Annotated in this window: 21 protein-coding genes; 16 read left to right on the forward strand and 5 right to left on the reverse strand. The window is 39.9% G+C overall.

All coding sequences use genetic code 11. The features are described from left to right. The 4 genes from B3297_RS09225 to B3297_RS09240 all read left to right on the forward strand — a co-directional run bounded on the left by B3297_RS09225 (position 1) and on the right by B3297_RS09240 (position 6462). The gene (locus tag B3297_RS09225) at positions 1-1326 is read left to right on the forward strand and encodes a TolC family protein (RefSeq protein WP_286778812.1); all 1326 of its coding nucleotides are present in this window, start codon (positions 1-3) and stop codon (positions 1324-1326) included. A gap of 26 nt (positions 1327-1352) precedes the next feature. Next, complete coding sequence (locus tag B3297_RS09230) at positions 1353-2510, forward strand: efflux RND transporter periplasmic adaptor subunit (protein ID WP_046673554.1); 1158 nt, start codon at positions 1353-1355, stop codon at positions 2508-2510. 38 nt (positions 2511-2548) lie between these two features. Further along, on the forward strand, positions 2549-5719 hold the full coding sequence (locus B3297_RS09235) for an efflux RND transporter permease subunit (protein ID WP_286778813.1): 3171 nt from the start codon (positions 2549-2551) through the stop codon (positions 5717-5719). Between the two features lie 131 nt (positions 5720-5850). Next, positions 5851-6462 carry an HAD family hydrolase gene (locus tag B3297_RS09240; protein WP_286778814.1) on the forward strand — a complete coding sequence of 204 codons (612 nt, stop codon included), beginning with the start codon at positions 5851-5853 and terminating at the stop codon, positions 6460-6462. An 80-nt stretch (positions 6463-6542) separates the two neighbouring features. On the opposite strand, the gene B3297_RS09245 is transcribed toward B3297_RS09240, so the two are convergent. Both B3297_RS09245 and B3297_RS09250 read right to left on the reverse strand, forming a co-directional pair. After that, positions 6543-7904 (reverse strand): hypothetical protein, encoded by a 1362-nt coding sequence (locus B3297_RS09245; protein WP_070568854.1) that lies wholly within the window; start codon positions 7902-7904, stop codon positions 6543-6545. A 14-nt stretch (positions 7905-7918) separates the two neighbouring features. Continuing rightward, on the reverse strand, positions 7919-8524 hold the full coding sequence (locus tag B3297_RS09250) for an RNA polymerase sigma factor (RefSeq protein ID WP_046673558.1): 606 nt from the start codon (positions 8522-8524) through the stop codon (positions 7919-7921). Between the two features lie 325 nt (positions 8525-8849). Here B3297_RS09250 and lysS point away from each other — a divergent pair, with 325 nt between their 5' ends. The 6 genes from lysS (at position 8850) to coaA (ending at position 15046) form a co-directional block, all read left to right on the forward strand. After that, complete coding sequence (lysS, locus tag B3297_RS09255) at positions 8850-10568, forward strand: lysine--tRNA ligase (RefSeq protein ID WP_070568858.1); 1719 nt, start codon at positions 8850-8852, stop codon at positions 10566-10568. 205 nt (positions 10569-10773) lie between these two features. Continuing rightward, positions 10774-11829, forward strand: coding sequence for a patatin-like phospholipase family protein (locus tag B3297_RS09260; RefSeq protein ID WP_070568862.1), 1056 nt, complete (start codon positions 10774-10776; stop codon positions 11827-11829). Positions 11830-11860: 31 nt separating this feature from the next. Then, complete coding sequence (locus tag B3297_RS09265; protein ID WP_046673561.1) at positions 11861-13093, forward strand: nucleoside recognition domain-containing protein; 1233 nt, start codon at positions 11861-11863, stop codon at positions 13091-13093. Positions 13094-13160: 67 nt separating this feature from the next. Next, positions 13161-13541 carry a methylglyoxal synthase gene (locus tag B3297_RS09270; RefSeq protein ID WP_046673562.1) on the forward strand — a complete coding sequence of 127 codons (381 nt, stop codon included), beginning with the start codon at positions 13161-13163 and terminating at the stop codon, positions 13539-13541. 12 nt (positions 13542-13553) lie between these two features. Continuing rightward, the gene (locus tag B3297_RS09275) at positions 13554-13955 is read left to right on the forward strand and encodes an OsmC family protein (protein ID WP_070568864.1); all 402 of its coding nucleotides are present in this window, start codon (positions 13554-13556) and stop codon (positions 13953-13955) included. A gap of 131 nt (positions 13956-14086) precedes the next feature. Beyond that, on the forward strand, positions 14087-15046 hold the full coding sequence (coaA, locus tag B3297_RS09280) for a type I pantothenate kinase (protein ID WP_046673564.1): 960 nt from the start codon (positions 14087-14089) through the stop codon (positions 15044-15046). Between the two features lie 2 nt (positions 15047-15048). On the opposite strand, the gene B3297_RS09285 is transcribed toward coaA, so the two are convergent. Next, the gene (locus B3297_RS09285; protein WP_070568869.1) at positions 15049-15891 is read right to left on the reverse strand and encodes a mechanosensitive ion channel family protein; all 843 of its coding nucleotides are present in this window, start codon (positions 15889-15891) and stop codon (positions 15049-15051) included. A 177-nt stretch (positions 15892-16068) separates the two neighbouring features. Here B3297_RS09285 and B3297_RS09290 point away from each other — a divergent pair, with 177 nt between their 5' ends. From B3297_RS09290 to B3297_RS09305, 4 genes are all read left to right on the forward strand, one after another. Then, complete coding sequence (locus tag B3297_RS09290; RefSeq protein WP_115048794.1) at positions 16069-18168, forward strand: heavy metal translocating P-type ATPase; 2100 nt, start codon at positions 16069-16071, stop codon at positions 18166-18168. 162 nt (positions 18169-18330) lie between these two features. Continuing rightward, positions 18331-20895 (forward strand): DNA gyrase subunit A, encoded by a 2565-nt coding sequence (gene gyrA / locus B3297_RS09295; protein WP_070568875.1) that lies wholly within the window; start codon positions 18331-18333, stop codon positions 20893-20895. Positions 20896-20903: 8 nt separating this feature from the next. After that, complete coding sequence (locus tag B3297_RS09300; RefSeq protein ID WP_070568880.1) at positions 20904-22004, forward strand: tetratricopeptide repeat protein; 1101 nt, start codon at positions 20904-20906, stop codon at positions 22002-22004. Positions 22005-22006: 2 nt separating this feature from the next. Further along, complete coding sequence (locus B3297_RS09305; RefSeq protein ID WP_070568882.1) at positions 22007-23179, forward strand: tetratricopeptide repeat protein; 1173 nt, start codon at positions 22007-22009, stop codon at positions 23177-23179. 66 nt (positions 23180-23245) lie between these two features. Here the strand turns inward: B3297_RS09305 and B3297_RS09310 are convergent, their stop codons facing one another. Together B3297_RS09310 and B3297_RS09315 are read right to left on the reverse strand one after the other, a co-directional pair. Then, the gene (locus B3297_RS09310) at positions 23246-23683 is read right to left on the reverse strand and encodes an FKBP-type peptidyl-prolyl cis-trans isomerase (RefSeq protein ID WP_070568885.1); all 438 of its coding nucleotides are present in this window, start codon (positions 23681-23683) and stop codon (positions 23246-23248) included. Positions 23684-23797: 114 nt separating this feature from the next. Next, positions 23798-24208 carry an OsmC family protein gene (locus tag B3297_RS09315; protein WP_070568887.1) on the reverse strand — a complete coding sequence of 137 codons (411 nt, stop codon included), beginning with the start codon at positions 24206-24208 and terminating at the stop codon, positions 23798-23800. A gap of 173 nt (positions 24209-24381) precedes the next feature. Here B3297_RS09315 and B3297_RS09320 point away from each other — a divergent pair, with 173 nt between their 5' ends. Together B3297_RS09320 and B3297_RS09325 are read left to right on the forward strand one after the other, a co-directional pair. Beyond that, complete coding sequence (locus B3297_RS09320) at positions 24382-24633, forward strand: hypothetical protein (protein WP_070568890.1); 252 nt, start codon at positions 24382-24384, stop codon at positions 24631-24633. Positions 24634-24685: 52 nt separating this feature from the next. Continuing rightward, entirely contained in the window at positions 24686-25873 is a 1188-nt protein-coding gene (locus B3297_RS09325) for an MFS transporter (RefSeq protein ID WP_070568893.1), read from the forward strand. Positions 25874-25911: the final 38 nt, after the last annotated feature.

Consider the following 25911-nt stretch of genomic DNA (forward strand, 5'->3'; position numbering starts at 1 on the left):
ATGAAGTTTAATAAAATCGTTTATTCCTTAGCGGCCCTATCGCTTTTGAGTAATACAGGATTTGCACAACAGCAATCTGAAAACTTGCCGGCAAATGCAACACTTCAGCAGCTGATTGATTACGCCTTACGTAATCAAATCGCTGTAAAACAAGCGCAATTGGACGAGACCATCGGTGAAAAGGATATTGACATCTCTCTTTCAGGTTGGTATCCACAATTGGGTCTAAAAGGAAGTTATAATTATAATGTCATTGTTCCATTAGCAAATATTGGCGGAAATAATATCAAAATGGGGCAGAACAATGCAAGTGCATTAACGCTTCAAGCGGATCAACAGATCCTAAATCCAGAGCTAATGCAGGCGAAGAAAGCGGCAGAATTGGTACGTCTTGGCAATAAACAAAATACGGAGAACAAAAAGATCACCGCTGTTGTAGAGGTCAGCAAAGCCTATTATGATATCCTAACTTCGGAAGAGCAGATCAAGATTGTACGAGAAAATATCGCTCGCCTCCAAAAACAATTGAAAGATGCAAAATCTCAATACGATGTGGGCTTAGTCGATAAGACCGACTATAAGCGAGCACAAATTGCTTTGGCAAATTCGAATGCAGACGAGAAAAGAACGGTTGAGCTTCGCAAATATAAATACGAATACCTCAAACAATTGCTAGCTTTGGATAAAAGCAAAAATTTGACGCTATCCTTTGACAATAACAATATGGAATCAGAAATTTTGTTAGACACAACTGCTGGAATAAATGTCTCTAATCGAATTGAATTCCAACAATTGGAAACATCCAAAAAAATCCAGCAGTTGAGCACGCAATACTATAAATGGACATATTTACCAAGTGTAAGTGCTTTTTATAATTACGCTTTCAACTATCGAAATGATAAATTTAGTAAACTTTACTCCGATAATTTCCCGGGTTCAGTTGCCGGCCTAAATGTTTCTTTTTCAATTTTCGACGGATTTAAACGTAAAAAACAAATCAATAAGTCCAGATTGCAGGAAGAAAGAATTGACTGGGACATCAAAAATTTAGAAAATAGCATTAACACAGAGTATTCGCTGGCAAGAGCAACCTATAATGCTAACTTAAATGATTGGAAAACAGCTAAAGAAAATGTGGAACTCTCCAAAGAAGTATACGAGACCATCAAACTTCAATATGACGAAGGTATCAAAACTTACCTCGATCTAATGACAGCAGAAACTGATCTCAAAACAACGCAACTTAATTATTTGAACTCCCTCTATGCACTATTATCAAGTAAATTAGATGTTCAGAAAGCAGTTGGGGCAATCCACACAAATTAATTAATAAACGGAAACTAATACAAATCATGAATAAAAGACAATTATTATTCGCTTTCTTCCTTGGGACGGCATTAGTATGGACCTCTTGTGGAAATAAGGATGCAAAAAAGCAAGGTGCAGCACAGGCTCAGGCTGAAAAAGTTGTTCCTGTCAGCTTTGGCGTAGCATCACATGAGATTGTTACAGGTACAATCAGCTATCCAGCAACAGTCAAACCGTTGAACGAAGCAGATCTATATGCGGAAGTAAGCGGCTATATCACCAAAATATATGTTTCTGACGGCGCAGTAGTTTCCGCAGGACAAGCGCTTTATGAAATTGATGGAACACGCTACAATGCGGCTGTCCAACAAGCTAAAGCAAGCTTACAGGTAGCACAAACGGATTTGGACCGCCAAAAAAGAGATCTAGCGCGCTACCAAACATTAGCCGATAAAGATGCGATTGCGAAGCAGGTATTTGACAATGCAGTTTCGAATGTAGCCGCTTCGCAGGCACAGGTAGAGTCTGCTCGTGCAGCTTTGGTCACCGCGAATACAAACTTATCGCGTTCGACCATTCGGGCTCCTTTTAGTGGTACCGTAGGAATATCACAGGTACGTTTGGGCGCCTTGGTCAATCCAGGTACGACCCTATTGAATACCTTGTCTTCAACTAGCCCAATAGCTGTTGAATTTCAGGTAAATGAAAAGGATATTACCAAATTTACCCAACTGCAAAGTAGCCATTCATCATCGGATCTTTCTCTTGTATTGCCAAATGGAAGTACGTATGAAGGTAAAGGAACAATCACAACCATCGACCGCGCAGTTGACCCTGCAACCGGGACGATCAAAGTGCGCGCTACTTTCCCCAACAATGCCAACGAATTGCGGGCCGGTATGAATATTACGATGAATGTATCGACAACCTCAGCTACGGAAGAAGTTGTGGTTCCTTACAAAGCCGTTTTCGAACAGCTTGGCGTATTTAACCTCTATACCGTAAATGATAGCAGTAAAGCTGAAATTCGCCAAGTAAAATTAGGTATTAAAGCCGGTGACAAAATTGTGATCAAAGAAGGTGTTAAAGATGGTGAGAAAATCGTTGTCGATGGTGCCATGAATGTCCAAAATGGAGTTAAAGTAGTTGACGCTGCTGTCGCTGCCCAACAGGCTGCAAAAGGCGCACCTCAAGGAAAATAACACCATTAATTTTTTAAAGAGAATCTAAAAGATATAGAATGATTTCAGAAGTATTTATTAAGAGGCCAGTTACCGCAATCGTTATTTCGATATTGATTTCAATTATCGGGATCATTGCAGTATCCACGTTGCCAATTAGCCAGTATCCTTCTATTGCACCTCCAACAGTAACGGTTACGGCCAATTACACCGGAGCTGATGCACAGACGGTTGAACAAACCGTGACAACTCTTATCGAGAGTCAGATCAATGGTACACCTGGCATGATTTATATGTCGTCCAATAGTACGTCAAATGGTCAAGCAACAATTACGGTGACATTTGAAGTAGGTACGGATATCGATATTGCGACCTTAGACGTACAAAACCGTGTGGGAATCGCTGAACCAGCCCTTCCGGAAGCGGTAAGACGTTTGGGGATTACAACCCGTAAAGCCAATAACGATATCTTGATGTTGGTTGCTTTAACTTCACCAAAAGGAACTAGAAGTGAAAATTTCTTGGCCAATTACAACAACTTATACGTTAAAGATGCACTTTTGCGTGTGAAAGGCGTCGGTGATGTAACGGCTTTCGGGCAACCATTCTCGATGCGCGTGTGGCTTGACGCAAATAAATTAGCCAACCTGAGCATGACTCCTGCTGATGTATCCACAGCAATTGCCGAACAAAACTCCCGTATACCTGGTGGTAGCGTTGGTGGACGTCCACAAGAGTCTTCGACGGTATTTGAATATCCGATCATTACCGATAGTGATCTTTCAAATCCCGAGGACTTTGAAAACATCGTTGTAAAAACCAATAAAGATGGATCTATCGTACTCTTAAAGGATGTTGCGCGTGTTGAATTGGGTCAATTTAATTATGGTACATCATCTACCGTAAATGGTATGACTTCATCTGCGATGATGATCAATCAAACCCCAGGAGGAAATGCCGTAGAATCCGCAAAAGGTATTGTCGATGCTTTGGAAAAATTAAAGGAATCTTTTCCAACGGATGTAGATTATACGATCAGTTATGAGACGGTGTCGGTTGTGAATGCCTCTATTTCTTCGGTTATCCACACCTTGGTTGAAGCATTGATTCTGGTAACGGTCGTGGTATTTTTCTTCCTTCAAAGCTGGAGAGCAACATTAATTCCCGTACTGGCAATCCCCGTATCCATCATCGGTACTTTCATCTTCTTCCTAATGTTTGGCTTTTCGGTCAACAACCTGACCATGCTTGCCTTTGTATTGGCCATCGGTATTGTGGTGGATGATGCCATCGTTGTGGTGGAAGCCGTCCAGCACTATATTGACCATTATAAACTGGATGCAAAAGAAGCGACACGTCGTGCCATGGGCGATATCACTGCTCCGGTTATTGCAATTGCATTAATTTTGGCTGCGGTATTCGTTCCGGTTGGTTTTATCCCTGGAATGGTTGGTAAATTATATCAACAGTTTGCAATCACCATTGCAGTATCCGTTATGCTGTCTGCATTTATCGCACTTTCGTTAACCCCAGCATTATGTTCAATTTTATTAAAGCCGACAGCAGTACATGAAGGCGCTAAAGGTTTGAATAAATTTTTCTACAAATTTAATATTTGGTTTGAAAAAGTGACCATCAGGTACTCAAATGGTGTAAAACAGGCTATCAAAAAAGCACCACTGGTATTGATTATTCTGTTATGTATTTTTATCGGAACAGGCTGGATGTTTACAACCAAACCAACTGGATTTATTCCTTCAGAGGATGGTGGTGCATTTTTCGCCGGTATTACATTGCCAGAAGGTTCTTCTTCTGCGCGTACAAATGAAGTTCTTAAAGAGATTGAAGCCGATCTACACAAGACATTTCCAGAAATCAAGTATGTTACTGCAATTTCCGGTATCAATATTTTGAACCGCGCGTTTAAATCCAATGGTGCAACAGTGTTCGTTTCGCTTAAACCTTGGGAAACCCGTACACGCACGGCAAACGATATCGCTGGTATGATTATGGGTAAATACCAGGGCTATACCAAAGCAAGGGTGTTGGCGGTAACGCCACCAGCAATTCCGGGTCTAGGTACATCTGGAGGTTTCTCTATGCAGGTACAGGATTTACAGACGGTAAATATCAAAGATTTCGAAGCGACAGTCGGCAAATTCTTGATGGCTGCCAACCAACGTCCAGAAATTGGAATGGCTTATACCCTATTTAATACCAACTCTCCCAACTACAAATTGGAAGTGAACCGCGAACAGGCAAAACGCATGGGCGTGCCTATCTCCAGTATTTATTCGACGATATCATCCTATTTGGGTAGTAGCTATGTGAATGATTTTACAAAGTATGGTCGTAGTTACCGTGTCGTCACACAAGCTGATATCCCGTACCGTATGAATATTGAAGACATCAACAAATTGTATGTCAATAATGTGTCGGGAAACCCTGTACCTATGGGTACGCTGGTTAAGTATGAATTGATGACTATGCCTTCGATCATCAATCACTACAATATCTTTAGAAGTATCGAGATCAATGGTAGTTCGGCCCCTGGTTACTCATCAGGAGATGCTTTGAAAGCCTTACAAGAAGTAGCTGCACAAACATTACCAGAAGGTTTTGACTATCAGTTCTCCGGTCTGTCGCTGCAAGAGATGCAATCGGGATCAAAAACTGTCCAAATTTTTGCGTTGTGTATCCTGTTTGTGTTCTTGCTTTTAGCCGCATTATACGAAAGTTGGTCTGTACCATTCTCTATTTTATTATCTGTTCCTTTAGGTGTATTTGGGGCCATATTAACCCTAACATTAATCCCTACATTGGATAATAACATCTATGCACAGATTGGTCTGGTCACCATCATTGGACTTGCTGCCAAGAATGCGATTCTAATTGTGGAGTTTGCTAAGGAACGGGTTGATATCGGGATGAACCTTTATGAAGCGACATTAGATGCTGTAAAATTGCGTCTACGCCCAATTATCATGACGTCCTTTGCCTTCATCTTGGGGATTATTCCATTAATGCTATCTCATGGAGCTGGAGCAATTTCTCGCCAAACAATCGGTTGGACGGTATTTGGTGGTATGACTGCAGCCACACTCCTAGCGATCTTTATCGTTCCGGTACTATTCGTTGTGATTACACGTATGGCATACGGTAAGAAAAAATTGGCTGAATTAGAAGCGAATTTCGATGAAGAGAAAGCGAAAAATTTAAGTTCACACTAATTATACGCTGCCTCTGTGAAGAATCCCCACGGAGCTAACAGCAAGAAGCCTTTCCTTGTAACAAGGGAAAGGCTTCTTTTTTGCTCGTCCAATTATATTTTTTTATTTTTACTGCTCACTATTAAAAGTATATGTCACCTGAATCACAACGAAAATTTGAATTACTAAACCTTCTTGCCGAATCCTACGACGCACTATTATTTGATGTCGATGGTACCCTGGCAGATAATATGGACGCACATAAACAAGCCTATAAAGCTGCAGCCAAACAATACGGAGTCGAGTTGGATGTCAATTTGATTGATGAAACTGCCGGATGGCCCACTGTGGCTGTTGCAGAGGAAATCAGCAAACGCTATGAGGTAGATTTCGATTATCAAGAATTTTCCACACTAAAGTCTACTATTTTTCGAGACGAGTATGTTTTCAAGACTAAGCCTGTAGATTACGTTGTTGAACATCTAAAATATCAGAAAGGTAAAAAACACATCGCTGCCGTTTCAGGAGGAACCAGAACAACCTTATCCATGACATTAACCACCATTGGTGTATGGGATGATTTGGAAACACTGGTTTGTGCTGGAGATACAGCTGAGGGAAAACCTTCACCACAACCCTTTCTTTTGGCAGCTGCTCAATTGAATATTGCTCCGGAAAGATGCCTGGTCTACGAAGACGGGACCTCTGGAGTTGAAGGTGCGAAAGCCGCAGGAATGGGTTGGGTTCGCGTTGATGAAATTTAATAAACCCCAATTTGCAGACTATAAAAAAAGCCGCAGTAAACTTCAAGCTTACTGCGGCTTTTTTTATAACATTATGCTATTTAAAAACTAGTAATTATTTTCACTCCCCCGTTGCTATAGTTCAAATCGGATGATTTCAAATTTCCGATTGGAGCTTTATAATAAGGCTCTACAGAAATGGATAATTTTCCAACTTTCTGTTTCCGACCAACTGAAAAATTAATAAAGCCGTTCACACCTTTATCATCAACATTTTTGTCTTGAGATTTTTGTCTGTACTCCGTATTATTTGTTTCATAGATCGTTGCCCGTTCCTGATCCAATACACCAACATAGGATACACCGACTGAGGTATAGAAATTCTTGTTTATCGCGTATCTAACATCCAATGGGATATCAACTGTTAGGATTTTACCTGAAACCCGTTCATTACTCTTTGCATCTTTTGCATCTGCTGCCCGCATCGCAAAGGAATTATTCAAATTCGATTGAGAAATATAATTTGGCGCATCTGCATTAAGAGAATTTGATCCCATTGCAGGAGTAATGGGTGAATTACCCGAAACAGCTCCATAATGTTGAATGGAAGCTCCTGAACGAAGACTTACTTTGCTCGAAATATTATAGGCTAGCGCGACCCCACCACCGAGCGTTATGCTTTCCGATGTAGAGGCTGGGGATACAAAAGCGCCCATTTCCCATTTTTTATCTTGAGGAATGTTCGTGTGAACAACACTAGTTCTTGTTCTCCCTTGTTGCGCATCATACAATTGCGCGAGTTTTACAGCGTCACGTTGCGTTTGATTAACAGGCGGGATTAGCCCTGAATTGGTCGATGCAATAACGGTTTTATTCGTCAACGTGTTATTTGTTGACGCGCTTGCCCGTTCCGCTTCATTATCAGGTACGCCAACCTGCGCTGAAAATGAATTATTTTTCAATTGCATGGACTGCAGTCTTCCTAAATCGGCTGATACAGTCACATCCTGCCCCTGCATTAATCGCCCAGCACCTAATATCAAGTGGTGATTACCCAAACTTTCTGTCGGATGAGCCGTTGGTACAGAATAGGTATAGGGCTTTTGCAGTGCTAATACCTCTGGACTTAAAGCCCTACCGCCCCTAATATCCGATAATGAACGCTGGATGGATTCTTTTAAATCTTTGTTGTCGCCTAACACATCTTCTCGTTCCGGCAGATGTGTTAACACTACTTCCGGTAAATCAGTCTCCACATTCTTCTTTAGCCCCCAATACCCCACACCAAAACACAATAACACGGCCGCAGCAGCACTCCAGTATTTCCAATTCGAAGAACGATGTGCTGAAACGCCATAACTTGAGGCAAATTTCTCCCAGGAACCTTCTTTATAAGGTAGTTCATGGTCCTTTAATTGTCCAATGATCTCTTCTATCAATTCCTTTTTCTTATTGTCTTTCATCGTAACAACACTATTTATCTTATTTCTTGAACTACGCCTGTATAATCCAAGTATAATTTTCTAAGTTTTTGTTTCGCTCGCGTCAGATAAGTCCTTGACGTACTATCTGGTATGTTAAGCATTTGGGCTATTTCATCATGCGAATAACCCTCAATTTCATAGAGATTAAAAATAGTTTTTTGAATTTCGGGGAGCTGATCGAGCAGACGCATAATCTCATTGACCTCTAGTCGACTGTCCAATTGTACTGCAGGAGTATGCATATCCCCTTCTCCCAAATCTTCAACCGAATAAAACTGCTTTTTACTTCGTAAAAAATCAATCGAAATATTGGCAGCAATTCGCCCTATCCAGGCTCTAAATGATTTTTCGAGATTTTCATCATCAATATCCCTATTAAATGATTCTAATTTCCGAAATACCCGAACAAAACTTTCATTTACAAGCTCTTCCGCGTCCACATCCTGTTTAACATAACGAATAATAATAGCCATGAGATAACCATAATACTTCTTATAAACGAAGGCCTTGCCGTCCTCACGATCGCGTAAGCAACGTTCTAAGGCATCCTGTAAAGATGATAGCTTCTTGTTATAAAAATATGACCGAATTATACCCACTTAAACCATTTAATTATTAAGTTTCAAACTTAGACAAATTGCCTTTCATATGCAATCAATAACATATGCCATGTAAACAATCTATCGAATTCTCCCTTTCAAGATGAACGTTTTTTTCGAGGAGATAACGAAATTAAAATTATAAAACTCAACATCAAATAGCCGAATGTCCCCTTGTAATAATATCACTATTTAACTATTTTTATCCATATAACGAAATGCCATTTCCTTTCGCTACAGCGTTTTCAAAAAAAATCCATAAAAAGAATTGAAAAAAATGGCTATTTTTGCGTGATTTTCACATTTTAAATATTATTCATACCGAATGAGTACTGTATTATCCGAACAGGAACAACTTAGAAGACAAGCGATGCAATCGTTGTTGGATATGGGAATTGATCCATTTCCAGCCAACGAATTTGTCGTCAATGCACATGCTGCTGATATTTTAGAAAATTACGATAGAGATAAATTGAATTATAAGAACATCACCATTGCGGGACGTATCATGAGTCGTCGTGTCATGGGTAGTGCTTCATTTTTTGAAATTCAAGACTCAACCGGACGTATTCAAGCTTATATAAAGCGTGACGATGTCTGTCCTGATGAGAATAAAGACCTTTACAATGTAGTTTTCAAAAAGCTATTGGATATTGGCGATATCGTTGGTATCAAAGGCTATGTCTTCACGACACAAACCGAGGCCATTGCAGTACACGTAGAAGAATTTACTGTTTTATCCAAATCGCTGCGCCCCCTACCTGTTGTTAAATCGGCAGAAGGTAAAACTTTTGATGCGTTTACAGATCCAGAACAACGCTATAGAATGCGTTATGTAGATTTGATCGTAAATCCAAGTAACAAAGACATATTTATCAAACGTACGAAGCTTTTCAATGCGATGCGTCAGTTCTTTAACGACGCTGGATATATGGAAGTAGAAACACCGGTCCTGCAATCCATCCCAGGCGGTGCTGCGGCACGTCCGTTCATCACGCATCATAATGCTTTAGATATTCCATTATATCTTCGTATCGCCAACGAGCTTTATCTAAAAAGACTAATCGTTGGTGGATTTGATGGTGTATACGAGTTTTCTAAAAACTTTCGTAACGAAGGAATGGACCGCACCCACAATCCGGAATTCACCGCAATGGAAATTTATGTAGCCTATAAAGACTACAACTGGATGATGAATTTTACAGAACGTTTGTTAGAACATTGTGCGTTGGCTGTAAATGGTACGACTGAAGCAACCTTCGGTGAACATAAAATTGACTTTAGAGCACCATATAAACGGATATCGATGACAGATTCCATTAAGGAATTCACTGGATTTGATATTACTGGAAAATCTGAAGAAGAAATCCGTATCGCTGCCAAAGGAATGGGCATCGATGTAAACGAAACCATGGGTAAAGGCAAACTGATTGATGAAATTTTCGGTGCAAAATGTGAAGGAAACTACATCCAGCCGACATTCATTACGGATTATCCAAAAGAAATGTCTCCTTTAACGAAGAAACACAGAGATAATCCTGATTTAACCGAGCGTTTTGAGCTGATGGTTTGTGGAAAAGAGATTGCCAATGCTTATTCAGAACTTAATGATCCAATTGATCAACGTGAACGATTTGAAGATCAATTACGTCTTTCTGAAAAAGGTGATGATGAAGCCATGTTTATAGATCAGGATTTCCTTCGTTCATTGGAATATGGAATGCCACCGACCTCTGGACTTGGAATCGGTATGGACCGTTTAATCATGTTCTTGACCGATAATGCGTCAATCCAAGAAGTTCTTTTCTTCCCACAAATGAGACCTGAAAAAGTCGTCAAAGTAGCAGAAGTAAAAGATTATGAAGAACAAGGTATTCCTGCAGCCTGGGTTCCCGCATTACAAAAAATGGGCTTTACAACCATTGAAGCTTTAAAAGAAGCCAATCCGAACAAGGTTTTTAATGACCTTGGTGGTATGCGTAAAAAACTTAAACTGGATATCAATATGCCAACGAAAGACGAAGTATTTGCTTGGTTTAATTAAATCGGTATTTATGCTAGCTAAAAAAGCTGTCTCAAATTTTATTGAGGCAGCTTTTTTTTTAGGGCAAATTTGTAAAAGTATTTACAAATAGATTCGCTATGCATTGAAGCACAGGATCGCTGACAATTGTCACCAATATATGACTCCTGCCAATTGTAGACATTTGTTATATTTACATATCGTTAACTAAATCAGTTTTTAGCTTATGAAGAATATTCTCGCGCTTGACGGCGGTGGTATCCGGGGTATCATTCCTGCAATGGTTCTTGTGGCTCTCGAAGAGAAGTTGCAAAAGCAGACGATGGATCCTAATGCACGGATTGCCTCCTACTTTGACTTTATTGCGGGTACAAGCAGCGGCGGAATTCTAACGAGCATTCTCTTGTATCCGGAAGAAGGCAATCCCACGCATCCTAAATTTTCAGCTCGAGATGCTTTAAACTTATTCGTCAACCATGGAACTGAAATTTTCACGGCCTCCAAATGGCGTCGATTTCTGAGTGGATTTGGTCTGGTCAGTGAGCTGTATTCGTCGAATCCATTATCGAATGTCCTGGATGAATATTTTCAAAATGCACAATTGAGCCATCTTATCAAACCATGTATCATCACTGCATATAACATTGAATTACGGAAAAATCATTTTTTCAGGCAGCAAAAAGCAATTACGCATGGCGAAGCACGGGATTTCTACCTCAAAGACGTCTGCAAGGCGACATCCGCTGCGCCCACATTTTTTCCTGTTGCAGAGATCTATTCCCTTTCAAAAACAAGATATCCGTTGATTGATGGCGGTGTGTTTGCTCAAAACCCCTCCATATGTGGTTTACTTGAAGTTTTAAAGGCTTTTAACAGCACGCAGATAAACGACATGTTTATGGTATCCTTAGGTACTGGAATGTCAAAGACAGCTTATAACTACGAACATTTTAAGAAGAAACTTGCTATACAAATCGGCCCCGCTTTAGTTGACATTATGACAAGTGCATCTTCCGAGAGTACCGAATTTTTTATTCGGCAACTATTCCAAAATAATGGTAAGCAACAAAATTATCTGCGCATAGAGCCTTCCAACTTGTCTAGTATCAATGCGTCGCTAGATGCAGCCTCGCCCAATAATATACAGAAGTTGATTTCCCTATCCGATAAAATGATCAGTGAGCACGAGGATACATTGGATTATATCGTTGCACACCTCATTAAGGAAAAGAGTCAAAATAAGAAGAAAAATCCATGGAGCCAGTTGATGGATAAGTTCTAAAAGATTACTTTTACGCATATTTTAAATCTATATGGCATTAAACTACGTTTGGGTTGCATTTTTTTTAATCACATTTGCCGTAGCCCTTGTAAAACTAATCTTTTTCGGAGATACGGAAATCTTTCAGCAAATTGTAAATTCAATCTTTGACAGTGCAAAAACGGGGGCGGAAATCTCTTTAGGGCTGATCGGCATGATGAGTTTTGCCCTTGGAATTATGAAAATTGGCGAGAAAGGTGGTATGATCAATATTTTTGCAAAAATCGTGGGCCCTTTTTTCCATAAACTATTTCCGGAAATACCCAGAAATCACCCAGCACTTGGCTCAATTCTGATGAATTTCTCGGCTAATGCGTTGGGATTAGATAATGCGGCAACGCCATTGGGACTTAAAGCGATGAAGGAACTCCAGGAGCTCAATCCCAATAAGGAAACCGCTACCAATGCACAGATCATGTTTATTGTCCTCAATGCATCTAGCTTAACCCTATTGCCTATTTCAATTATGGCTTATCGGAAGGAAGCTGGTGCTCCAGACCCTTCAGATGTATTTCTGCCAATTTTGATCGCAACCTTCTTTTCCACATTGGTGGCTTTGATTCTCGTTTCCATCTATCAAAAAATCAATTTATTTAACCGTGTAATTCTTGGATACCTGGGTGCAATGGGATTATTTATCGGTGGACTACTTTATTACTTTTCGGGACTGCAACAAACAGAAATTGAAATATTCAGCAAAGTATTTGGTAATGTTATTTTATTCAGCTTATTTACCTCTTTCATAGGTTTGGCTCTTTTCCGTAAAGTAAATGTGTACGATTCATTTATTGAAGGTGCCAAAGAGGGCTTCGAAGTTTCTGTAAAAATAATCCCCTATCTTGTCGCCATGCTTGTTGGTATTGCGGTATTTAGAGCATCAGGAACGATGGACTATATGGTCGCTGGAATTTCCAAAGCCATCGCATTATGTGGTCTAGACACATCTTTTGTAGACGCTTTACCGGTAGCCTTTATGAAACCGCTTAGCGGCTCCGGTGCACGTGGACTTATGGTCGATTTGATGAATGCCAAAGGTCCAATGGACTTCGCTGCCAGGGTTGCTTGTGTTATACAAGGATCGACAGAAACTACTTTTTATGTCCTCGCCGTATATTTTGGTGCAGTGGGCATAAAACGTACTAGGCATGCTTTACCATGTGCATTATTAGCCGAATTAGCCGGTGTAATCGCAGCAATAATTATCTCATACATATTTTTTAAATAACATACTTATACTACAGAAAGGTCTGCTGTTATAACAATGTCAACTATTTACAAATTATTATATTGTGATGAAAAAAACAATCGCACTAATAGCCCACGACGGCAAAAAACCTGAAATGGTCGCATTTGTCAAAGACCACCAGGAATTATTGGAGCGCGCCAATATCATTGCCACAGGTACTACAGGCTCTTATGTCAGGCAGACAGGACTGCCTGTAGAATTGAAATTAAGTGGCCCCATGGGTGGTGATGCACAGATCGCAGCTTTAGCCGCCGAAAGAAAAGTGGACGGCATTATTTTCTTTCGCGATCCACTAGGAAAACATGCACATGAACCAGATATTCAAATGCTTATGCGTGTATGTGATCTTTACAATGTCCCTTTGGCAACAAATCCTGCAACTGGAAGCCTTATCATTGAAGGTCTATTAGAAGACGTTGAATCCTAATTTCTATCGCTTATGGACAATGAAGTAATCGTTTCAATAGGGAAAATCCCCTATACAACGACAGTACAATACGGTAAGCATCAAATAACGGTCGATGAACCTGAAGATATAGGCGGTGAAGATCAGGGCATAAACCCTACTCCATTACTGTTATCATCCTTAGGGAGTTGCAAAGCCATTACCGTCAAAATGTATGCGGACCGCAAAAATTGGCTCCTGGAAGAAGTACAGGTGCGTTTATCTTATGAGGTGCAAACAAGTGAGCAGCAGCAAACGACCTATATACAATGCTTTATCAGCTTTAAAGGAGATCTAGATGAGGTGCAAAAGCAGCGGTTGTTCAAAATTGCTGAAAAGTGCCCCGTTCATAAGATATTATCAAATCCTATTGTAATAACTTCAAATCATTTATAATGTTTCTTGGGATAACGGATAACACTAATTATATTTGTCCGCGCAAAAAAGACCTTTAATAGCTCCTAGAATCGAATAGAAAAGGTTACTTGTCCTGCAATATAGATAATTGGAATAAAAATAAAGCAACAATGCAATTGGATCCACAAATAGCAATAGACTCGCCTTTTAGATCGATCAAACGTGAAGACTGGAAAAATTTAAACGGAAAAGTATTGCACAATTTCAGTGTCGAAGATCTGGAAAATCTCCATGCACTGAATGAACCCTTGACAAATCAGGAAATAGAAGAAGTCTACTTTCCCTTGAGTCATCTACTTGAGATTCATATTGATCGTTTCCAAAGTCTTCACCAGCGTACAAACCGCTTCTTTGGCAAGGAAGTGAGCAAACTGCCTTATATCATCGGTATAGCTGGGTCGGTTGCTGTGGGAAAAAGTACGACAGCCCGTGTGCTACAACGTGTGCTTAGTTTACTCCCGTCCAAACCGAAGGTCGATTTGGTGACCACAGACGGTTTTCTTTACCCGAATCAATATCTTATCGAACGTGGTATTCTAAACCGAAAAGGCTTTCCTGAAAGCTATGATGCTAAAAGATTGATTCATTTCCTTTCAGCAGTGAAATCAGGAGCTCCAAAAATTACGGTTCCAGTATACAGCCACCTGGTCTATGACGTGTTGCCAGACGAACAGCAACAAGTGATTGAACAACCCGACATCCTTATTGTAGAAGGGATAAATGTATTACAAGTCAATTCCCAGCGACCACGAAAGGGACATAGCGTATTCGTTTCCGACTTTTTTGATTATTCAATCTATGTACATGCCAGCGAGAAAAATCTTATTGAATGGTATACCAATCGATTTGAGTCACTGCGTGCCACTGCATTTCAAAATCCGGCTTCATTTTTCCATAAATATGCAAATATGACAGCTGATGAAAGTCACACCATGGCTGTAAATATCTGGAACGAAATTAATAAGCCCAATCTAATTAAAAACATTTTGCCAACGAGATATCGCGCCGATCTTATTTTGGAAAAAGGAAGCCACCACTTTGTTAAAAATGTCAAAGTAAGAAAGATTTGACCCTACAGTCTCGTAAACTGCAGGATTTCATTTAATATGCTGCTTTGTACCTGTTGATGTACTTTATTGCTGGATGAGATTGCACTAACCTCAACTTTATATTTGATATAATCTTTAGTCATATCGGCGACCTTAATTGTAAAACCTTGGGAATGATCTAAATTTGGATTTTTTTGTAATAATGGACTTAAATACTGTTCCAATTCCGCCACTGCAAACGAGCGATCAATCGGCAATTCGAATTTTACAACAATTTTATTTGACTTTTGGGAGGTCTTATTGACCAACGTTGCAGTAAACACCAAATTATTGGGAATCATCACAGCGTCGTCATCTTCATCGCGCACAACCAGATTAGCCAACGTGATATCCACGATTTTCCCCTGATATTCGCCGATTTTTATGCGATCGCCTACAGAAAACTGATCCGAAAACATAATAATCAAACCAGATATCATATTCGTGATGTATTCTCTAAAAATCACAGCAATGGCCATTGCGACAATTGTCATGCTGGTGATAAAATCTTTTGGGTTAATCCCAACAGCTATCATTAGGCTGACAATAATGAAAAAGACATTGCCTACCGTGGCGACACGCGTAATTCCAAGCACAAAATTACCCCGTACAACCTGCTGCTCATTTCGGCTATTGTATAGTTTTACAAGGATAAAATGACCAATGGAGATCAGGACACTAGCTGTTAGAAAAGTATTTAAGCCGTATGCCATATTCCGGATGATCTCCCGCTGCTTATAAAAGGTTTCAAATTGAACAAAGGATGCCGTTAGCGCAATCAACAATATAATTCGGACGATAAAAGAAATTGAAATCGATTTTGTCATTTTTTACACAAGCTTAAGTTGTCTATCTAGTCAAATTTAATGTTCTCCCATTCACTATTCAAGATATTTCATGTAAAATGGCTTCAAACGGGCTTGCTAAACTAAACAATTTTACTTTACGTAAAAAGCATTATCAGGAAATAGCTATCTTTGGCTAAAGACATTACATGCTATTAAATGAAGGAATCGAACGTGCAAACTGAACTTAACGTAAGCGGAATGCACTGTGCAAATTGTGCTATTTCAATCCACAAATACCTAGAAAACAACGGTGCTAAGGATATCTATGTCGATTTTGCATCAGATGAAGTGAAATTTTCGGAGATACCGCTGGAACAAATACCTGTGCTGGTCAAAGGCATTGAGTCTTTGGGTTACAAAGTTATGGAGGGTAAGGATAAGAAACCTAGCTTTTGGAAATCTATCGAGCTTAAGTTCCTCTGCTGCCTCATCTTTACGATACCCTTGTGGAGTCACATGTTTACGAATTTACCTATTCTACATGATCCCTTTATCCAACTCGCGCTTTGTGCGCCAGTTTACATCATTGGTTTTTCCTATTTTGGCATCAGTGCATTTCGTTCCATCTGGAACAAAATGCCCAATATGGATGTACTCATCTTTATTGGATCTACAGCTGCTTTTGCCTATAGTCTCATTGGAACATATTATAATCTAGGACATGATTACCAGTTCTACGAAACATGTGCAACAATCATAACACTGGTATTTTTGGGAAATGTCCTCGAAAAAAGAGCCGTTACCAAAACCACATCAGCCATCAAAGAGCTGGTTAAATATCAAGATATACCCGCTATCAAAATTGAAAATGACCAAGAAGTCGAGCTATTAGCCCGAGAAATTAAATCCGGTGATATTTTAAAAGTAAATTCTGGAAATCTCATCCCCGCTGATGGCGATATTTTGGAAGGACAGGCTTGGGTGGACGAATCTATGCTAACCGGAGAAAGTCTACCTATTGAAAAACTTAAATATGATGCCGTCATCGGCGGTACCTTACTAACCGAAGGAAATATCAGAATCGTGGCGACCAAAGTTGGGTCTAAAAGTGTACTGTATCAGATTATCCAATTAATTAAAGATGCGCAGAGTAAAAAGCCACCTATTCAAAAATTTGGTGATAAAGTAGCCGCTTATTTCGTTCCAATCGTTGTGACGATATCATTTTTCACTTTTTTTGTTACTTATTTTATCGCACAATTGCCGCTGCAGCAATCCCTCATGAATGCCATAGCTACCCTTGTTGTATCCTGTCCATGTGCCATGGGGCTAGCCACACCTACTGCTGTCATGGTTGGCCTGGGAAGAGCTGCAAAAAGTGGAATACTGATCAAAGGCGGAAGCACCATCGAGGAGATGTCCGATCTCAAACAGATGGTATTTGACAAAACGGGGACCCTAACGACAGGCGATTTTAATATCAAAGCGATTCAGACCTTTGGTATCGAACAATCGCAAGTCGAATCGATCATCGCACAATTGGAGAGTTATTCGAGCCATCCGATCGCCAAGTCGATCCGAAAACAGCTCAAGGAGATAAAATCTTACCGCATTATCTTTAAGGAAGTCAATGAAATAAAAGGAAAAGGAATCTTTGCGACCGACACAAATGGAAATAACTACTCCATTTGCAATGCAAAACTTGGCGAAAAAGATTACTCTAATCGTTATGACCTTACCTTAACCATCAATGGCGTTGTAATTGCAGGCATTGTCCTCGAAGATCAAATTAAGCCGTATGCAAAGGAACTCATCCAATACCTCAAAGATAAAGGCATACGGCCTATTCTTTTGAGTGGAGATCGACAAAGCAAATGTGAACGCACAGCACAGAAACTTGGTATTGCGGATGTATATTGGGATAAATCGCCAGAAGAAAAATTAGCAATCTTGTTCAAACTCAAAAAGAATGGCCCTACCGCAATGGTTGGTGACGGTATCAATGACGCTCCCGCATTAGCTGCTGCCGATGTTGGCATCTCGCTTGGCGATTCGACACATATTGCCATCCAATCGGCAAAGGTGGTTTTATTAAACAATGAGCTCAAATCTATTGAAAAGTTGCTGGAAATTGGTCACCATACCCTATTGACGATAAAGCAAAATCTCTTTTGGGCGTTCGCGTACAATATTGTGGCCATACCGCTTGCCGCGGTTGGCTTTCTCGGACCTATGCTTGCCGCCCTTAGCATGGCCTTTTCAGACTTAATTGTCATCGGCAATTCGATTCGGCTCCGCTTTAAAAAAATCAAATAAAAAGGATACCCCATAAGTACCAAGACAATCCATAAAAGATTGTCTTTTTGTGTATATTAGGGCTTAAATCATTCGCTTTTGAGGTTAAATTTTTGTAACTTCGCATGCGTGGCAAGCCAGTTTAGAGGGCTTGCATACTAGTTTTATTGAAACCAAATTCATATGGCTGAAGAAACAGAAAACGACAACAATCTTGTTCCGGCAAACGACCGGATTATCCCAATTAACATCGAGGATCAGATGAAGTCTGCCTACATTGACTACTCCATGTCTGTCATTGTATCAAGAGCACTTCCTGATGCGCGTGATGGCATGAAGCCAGTACACAGACGTGTTCTTTATGGCATGCTGGACTTAGGGGTTACCAGTGGCAAGCCTTACAAAAAGTCTGCCCGTATCGTTGGTGACGTATTAGGTAAATATCACCCACATGGTGATTCATCCGTTTATGACACCATGGTTCGTATGGCTCAAGATTGGAGTTTACGTTATCCTTTGGTAGATGGTCAAGGTAACTACGGTTCCATCGATGGCGATCCACCTGCGGCGATGCGTTATACGGAGGCAAGATTAAAGAAAATTGCCGAGGAAATGCTATCTGATATCAACAAAGATACGGTTGATTTCCAAAATAACTTTGACGATTCCCTACAAGAACCAACAGTCCTTCCCACCCGTATTCCAAATCTCCTGGTCAACGGAGCTTCGGGGATTGCAGTGGGTATGGCTACAAATATGGCCCCACATAACCTATCCGAGGTTATCGATGGTACAATCGCTTTTATTGATAATCGTGATATCGAGGTTTCGGAATTGATGCAGCACATCAAAGGTCCAGACTTCCCTACAGGTGCATTAATCTACGGCTATGCTGGGGTTCAAGATGCTTGTAATACAGGTCGTGGCCGTATTGTTATGCGTGCAAAAGCTGAAATAGAAGCAACCAAATCGGGTAGAGAGCAGATTATCGTCACCGAAATTCCTTATCAAGTGAACAAGGCGAATATGATCGAGCGTACAGCCGAATTAGTTAACGAAAAGAAATTAGAAGGAATTTCTGCTATTCGTGATGAATCTGACCGTACCGGGATGCGTATTGTGTACGACATCAAGCGCGATGCAAATGCAAATGTTGTTTTAAACAATTTGTTTAAATACACAGCGCTACAAACTTCATTTTCAGTAAACAACATTGCTTTAGTTAAAGGAAGGCCAATGCTATTGAATCTGAAAGACATGATTCATGAGTTTGTAGAGCATAGACATGAGGTAATCGTTAGACGTACACGCTATGAGCTGGCGGAAGCTGAAAAACGTGCTCATATTCTAGAGGGGTATTTAATTGCCTTGGATCATTTGGATGAAGTCATCAAATTGATCCGTAATTCGGATACTCCGGAAGATGCACGCCTTGGATTAATGGAGAAATTTGGCCTATCCGATCTTCAGGCTCGCGCGATCCTTGATATGACCTTACGTCGTCTAACAGGACTGGAACGTGATAAGATTAAAGAGGAATATGCTGAATTGATGAAAACAATTGACTATTTAAAATCGATATTGGAAGACGAGGGACTTCGTATGAAAATTATCAAAGATGAGTTAATTGAGATCAAAGAAAAATATGGTGACGAACGTAGATCCCAGATTGTACACTCTGCTGAAGATATGCGTATGGAAGATTTTATTGATGATGAAGAAATCGTTATCACAATCTCCCACAACAGTTACGTAAAACGCACACCATTATCCGAATACAAACGTCAGGGTCGCGGTGGCCGCGGATCAATTGGCACAAATACACGCGAAGAAGATTTTACCGAACATATCATTACAGCGTCGGCACATAATTATATGCTGCTATTTACAGAGGCAGGTCGCTGTTTCTGGTTGCGTGCATTTGAGATTCCTGAAGGAAGCCGTACTTCTAGAGGTCGAGCACTTCAAAATATAATCAACGTTCCAAAAGAAGAGAAAATAAAGGCCTTCATCCTGGTGAAGAACCTGAAAGACCAAGATTATTTGGAAAACAACTTCATTATTATGTGTACCAAAAAAGGTACGATTAAGAAGACGTCTTTGGAAGCCTATTCTCGTCCAAGAGCAAATGGTATCAATGCCATCAATATCAATGAAGGCGATCAATTAATTGAGGCTTGTTTGACTACTGGAAGCAGCGAAATTGTCATGGCACTGCGTTCTGGTCGTGCAATTCGTTTCAATGAATCTACGGTTCGTCCAATGGGCAGAACGGCAACAGGTGTACGTGGTATCACCTTGGCAGCGGAAAGCGATGAGGTGATTGGCATGATTAGTGTGAATGATTCGGAAACTACCGTGTTGGTCGTTTCTGAAAAAGGATATGGAAAACGTACAGATATCGAGGATTATCGCGTAACGAATCGTGGTGGTAAAGGTGTGAAAACAATCAACGTCACCGATAAGACAGGTGAACTCGTTGCAATTAAAGGCGTTACGGACAACGAGGACTTAATGATCATCAACAAATCTGGTATTGTTATCCGCATTGCTGTAGAAGAGTTAAGAGTAATGGGACGTGCAACACAAGGTGTAAGGCTCATTAATTTGAAAGATAACGACGAGATCGCGTCTATTACGAAAGTCGATCGTGAAGAAGAATCTGAAGAAGAGTCTGAACTGACCGAAGAGTCAACGGAAAATGGTGATTCGACTTCTGAAGAAAACACGGACTCAAACGAAGAATAAATAGTCTAATGAAAAACTTACTGATATCATTGTTAATATCTGCAAGTAGTTTAACTGTTGTTGCCCAATCCAATTTAAAGGAGGGCAGCAACAGTTTTGCTTTATATACCAAAACTGGCGAATTTAAAAATCTTGAAAATGCGCGAAAGTTTGCAGACGCCGCCTTCCAATCAAAGAAAGATTCGGCTTCTGTCAATAATAACCTTTTAAGGGCATTGGTATATAGCTCCTTGGCAGTTGCAGATTCAACAAGGAAGCAGCCCTATAAAATGGATCCTATCGACGTATCCATCAAATCACTTAAGCTTCTGGATCAAAAAAAAGCACGTCGAAACTTTCCTGCGGAAATGGACTACATTCGTCAAAATCTTGCTGGAGCCATATCCTATCAGGGAGCGTTGGCTTTAAAAGATGGCAAATTTGACAAAGCTTATAAAGCTTACCTTCGAATAGATTCACTTGGTTTCAAAAATAATGATCTCAAATATAATCTGGCGGTACTCTCCGGCAAGAATAAAGATTATATGAATTCAATCAAATATTATGATGAACTCATTAAAAGTGAACATCCAAAGCCTAATTACTTTCTTGAATTAGCGCAGATTTATTCGCTCGGAGGTACTAAACAGGATGTCTTGAACGTTCTTGAAAAAGGACATGCTATATTTCCTGAAAATAAACAGATACTTTTTAGATTAATTGATGTGTATTCGGCCAATAATTCTTATGACGCTATCTTAAATGTCATTGCTGATGCTATCCGTCTAGAACCTGAAAATGTCGAACTGAACTATATTGCAGGCTATTCTTACGAAAATGCCAATGATATAAAACGGGCGAAAGAATATTATAATAATGTATTGCGATTGGATCCGAATAATTATGAATCTAATCTTGCATTAGGGTTAATCAATCTGGAGACTTTATTAAAGGAACCTTCCAATCAGGATATACAAGAGTTGACCATCGAGTATCTGTTGAAGGCAAATGAGATTAAGCCTTATGATGTCAATGCGCTTAAAGCTTTGGCTAAATATTATAAGCTTATTGATGACGCATCTCAATTAGACAGAGTGAATTTATTATTGAATCAATTAACAGTTAAATAGATATGAATTTAAAATCTCTATTATTATTAGCAGCAATAGGTACTGTATCTACCTCAGTTTCTTTTGCGCAGACGGGCAATGTTAAAAAGGCAAAATCTGCCCTAGCGAAATTCCAAGAATTGAAAGACGCTGGTACGGTTCAATTGGGTATTCCTAATTTGAAATCGGCGAAAGAAGCTATTGACGCAGCTGTTGTCAATGACAAAACAAAAGATAATGCGGAAGCGTGGACGGTATATGCATTGGTAAATGCAAACCTATCAACAATAGATAAGTCATCTGAATTAGCGAAATTGGCTGAGGACGGAATTGCGAAAGCAAAACAGCTGGATACAGACGGTGCGAATAAAGCGAATATTACTGTTGCAGAACAAATTCTGGGACAATATAATTTCAATTTGGGAGCAGAAGCATATCAAGCACAAAAATATGCTGAATCGTACAGCTCTTTTACAAAAGCGTTGACCTATCTTCCTGGAGATACATTAGTTACTTATTACAGCGGTGTTGCAGCGCTATCAAATAAGGATTATAAGAATGCTGTGGAACGTTATAAAGAACTAATTCCAAGAAAAGATTTCTCTTCGCATAAAACGATTATGGTCGATCTACCGAAATTGTACCTCTCTATGCAAGATACAACTTCAGCACTTGAATATGCAAAAAAAGCGGCTGAAGCTTATCCAGATGACAATGCGGCGATGACTCAAAACATCGAATTGAATCTGATTACAGGCCACGAAAAAGAAACAATTGATGCTATCACTGCACAATTAGCAAAAGATCCAAACAATAAAAGCTTAAATTATTACCTAGGCATAGCCCAATCTTCAGCGAAAAACGAAGACGCAGCAGTTGCAGCATACAAAAAAGCATTGGAGATTGATCCTAACTTTTTTGAGGCAAATACAAATTTAGCAATCACGTTAATGAACAAAACACGTGAAAGATTAAATGTTGTTAATAATAACAGAAAATTGACGCAAGCGCAATATGATGCAGAATTAAATAAGATTAAAGCAGAATTAAAGCCAGTGCTTCCTTACTTAGAGAAAGCAGTTTCTTTGCAACCAAAAAATGTAGATGCTTTAACGAATTTAAAGAACTACTATATTTTTATGCAAGACGAAGCTAAAACGGCCGAAATCAATGCTAAGATCAAAGAAGTAGAGTAAAAAATAAACTTCCATAAAAAAGCCCGCATCTGATGACGCGGGCTTTTTTATGGAAGTTTTTTAGGGTTAAGCTAAAATCGCAATTAACTCAATCTGAAATATCAACGTACATTCTCCTCCTTTTCGAGGTAACAACTCTTCCTTTCCATAAGCCAGTTTTGGTGGAAGGCACACCTCCCAGATTGATCCAACCGGCATCATTGAAATCGCTTCTTGCCAACCCACGATGAGTTCATTAATATAAAACGTTTCGGGGCGCTTCCGCTTATACGAACTATCGAATACAGTTCCGTCTAGAAGCTCGCCTTTATAATGGCAGATAACTTTAGCCGACTTCTTGGGAATTTGCCCCGCCCCCTTTGTTAATACCTTATAATGCAAACCCGATGCGCATACGACTACTCCTTCTTGCTGGGCATACTTTTCCAAAAATACCTTTCCAGCTTCCAGATTCTTTTCCGCAAGCGCTGCTGAACTTAACTTATTTTTCTTTCTCTGAACCAAAACTCAATGGATTAAAATTCAATATTGCTAATTATTTATGTTAGCCTCAAAAATAACAGCTTTTTCTCCTTTTAACGAAAAAAGACCAAGTTTTTGTTCGATAGAACGCCTTTATCAAAGTAACTTTGCATCTAAGGTTTTCTCGAAACTGAATGCCTTACTCACCGGACAGTTTTCCTTCGCTTTATGCGCTATTGTTTGAAACTCAGTTTCGCTTATCGTTGGCACCTTTCCTTGCAGTTCAAGTTCAGATCGCACAATTGAACCATTCTCGAACACGATTGTCGACACGGTGATTAATTCTTCCGGGACAAAACCGGCTTCAGAAAGAAAAGCGCTCAATTGCATGGTGAAGCATCCTGCATGTGCTGCTGCCAATAATTCTTCGGGGTTTGTTCCCACACCATTTTCAAACCGTGTCGAAAATGAGTATTGCGTATGATCCAACGCTGTACTGTCTGTAGTCAGGCTACCTTTTCCTTCTTTCAGATTGCCATTCCATTGGGCTGTTGCTTTTCTTCTCATGTTTTCTATGCTAATTATTTAATTTTTCTAACGTTAATTTCTCCTGTCGCGATTCTAGCCTTTCAGGTATCTTTTATAGAACAAACAGCCGATCAAAAAGTTGTACACTATTGAATAATTGATGTCGCATTTTGAACAGCGCTTACGTTAACAATTGTATTAAAACTAAACTCATGAATAAATTATTGTACTTTTTCATCCTTGTTATCACCTCCAATTCATGTAAAACTCGTCAAGTCAAAGAACAGGCTTTGATACAGGACTGTCCTGAAGAGAAGATTGTCAATAAAATACCTGGTCCCCCAGTAAAGGGTGAATCTGAAAAAGTTTACTATATCTATCAAGGCAAAAGAATTTCACCAAAACAATTTGACCAAGAATGGCTCGAGAAAAATTGTGATATTAAAGAGACAGTTGTTTATTGATTTTATTTCTTAAAACAAGCATAAAGACGTAATTTCGCCTAAAATTTTTATAATGACAGTTTCTCTTCGGGAGGTCAATCAAAAGATTTTAGGCTACGTCTCTTTAACTTTCCTTGGTTACCTCACAATCGGCCTATCGCTTGCTACCCTCCCCATCTTTATTCATCAAACTTTAGGATTTAATACAATTATTGCGGGACTGGTTATTAGCGTTCAATATATCGCTACTTTCCTACTACGCGGTTATGCAGGAAAAATTGTGGACACCAAGGGCCCCAAGATTTCCGTTCTGCGCAGCATGTTATTTTTTGCATTATCGGGACTCCTTTTACTGCTTGTTTTTTTATTCCGGTCTCAGCCTCTGCTCAGTTTGGGTCTCCTACTTATTACCCGCTTGTTTACTGGAATTGGAGAGGGTCTAGTGGGTGCGAGCCCTATAAATTGGGCATTAATGGAGCTCGGCGACGAACATGCCGCAAAAGCGATCTCTTTCAACGGAATAGCCAGCTATGGTGCATTGGCTATTGGTGCGCCCTTGGGTGTGTTGCTGGTGGATCATATCAATTATGAAGCTTTGGCTCTATTGACCAGTGCTATTGGTCTGCTCGGCTATTTTTATTGCCGCGCAAAAACACCCTATCAAGTGGCAGGTAAAAAGGCTGAAAAAGTGAGTTTTAGACGCGTATTGCTTTTAGTAGCTCCCTTTGGAATTTGTCTTGCTTTAGGTGGTCTGGGGTTTGGCAGTATCTCCACTTTTATGACGCTTTACTATGAACATTTCAATTGGGAAAATGGGGCAGCATGCTTAACTTTATTTGGCGTATTTTTCATTTTAACACGACTAATTTTCAATAAGGTCATTGACCAATATGGTGGGCTCAAGGTTGCCTTAGTTAGTCTTTTTGTTGAAACAGTAGGCCTCACGGTTATCGCCGTGGCAATTGATCCCTTATGGCCCCTATTGGGCGCTGCGTTAACGGGTTTTGGCTTCTCACTGGTATTTCCTGCACTTGGTGTCGAAGCCATTAAACGGGTAGACCAAAGTCAACAAGGCTCTGCTCTGGCTGCTTATGGGCTATTTATTGATATTTCACTTGGCATCACAGGTCCATTAATTGGCTTTGTGGCCAATAATAGGGGGATGACAGCGATATACCCATTTAGTACCATGATGGTCTGCATTGGTTTTGCCGTTGTTGGAAACCTACTCTATCAAAAAAAGCGGGAGCTGACACCATAGTCTCCACTAAACATCCATACATCGTATCAAAGATATAC

The sequence above is a fragment of the Sphingobacterium sp. UBA3519 genome, from assembly GCF_002377215.1.
In the GTDB taxonomy this organism is placed as follows: domain Bacteria; phylum Bacteroidota; class Bacteroidia; order Sphingobacteriales; family Sphingobacteriaceae; genus Sphingobacterium; species Sphingobacterium multivorum.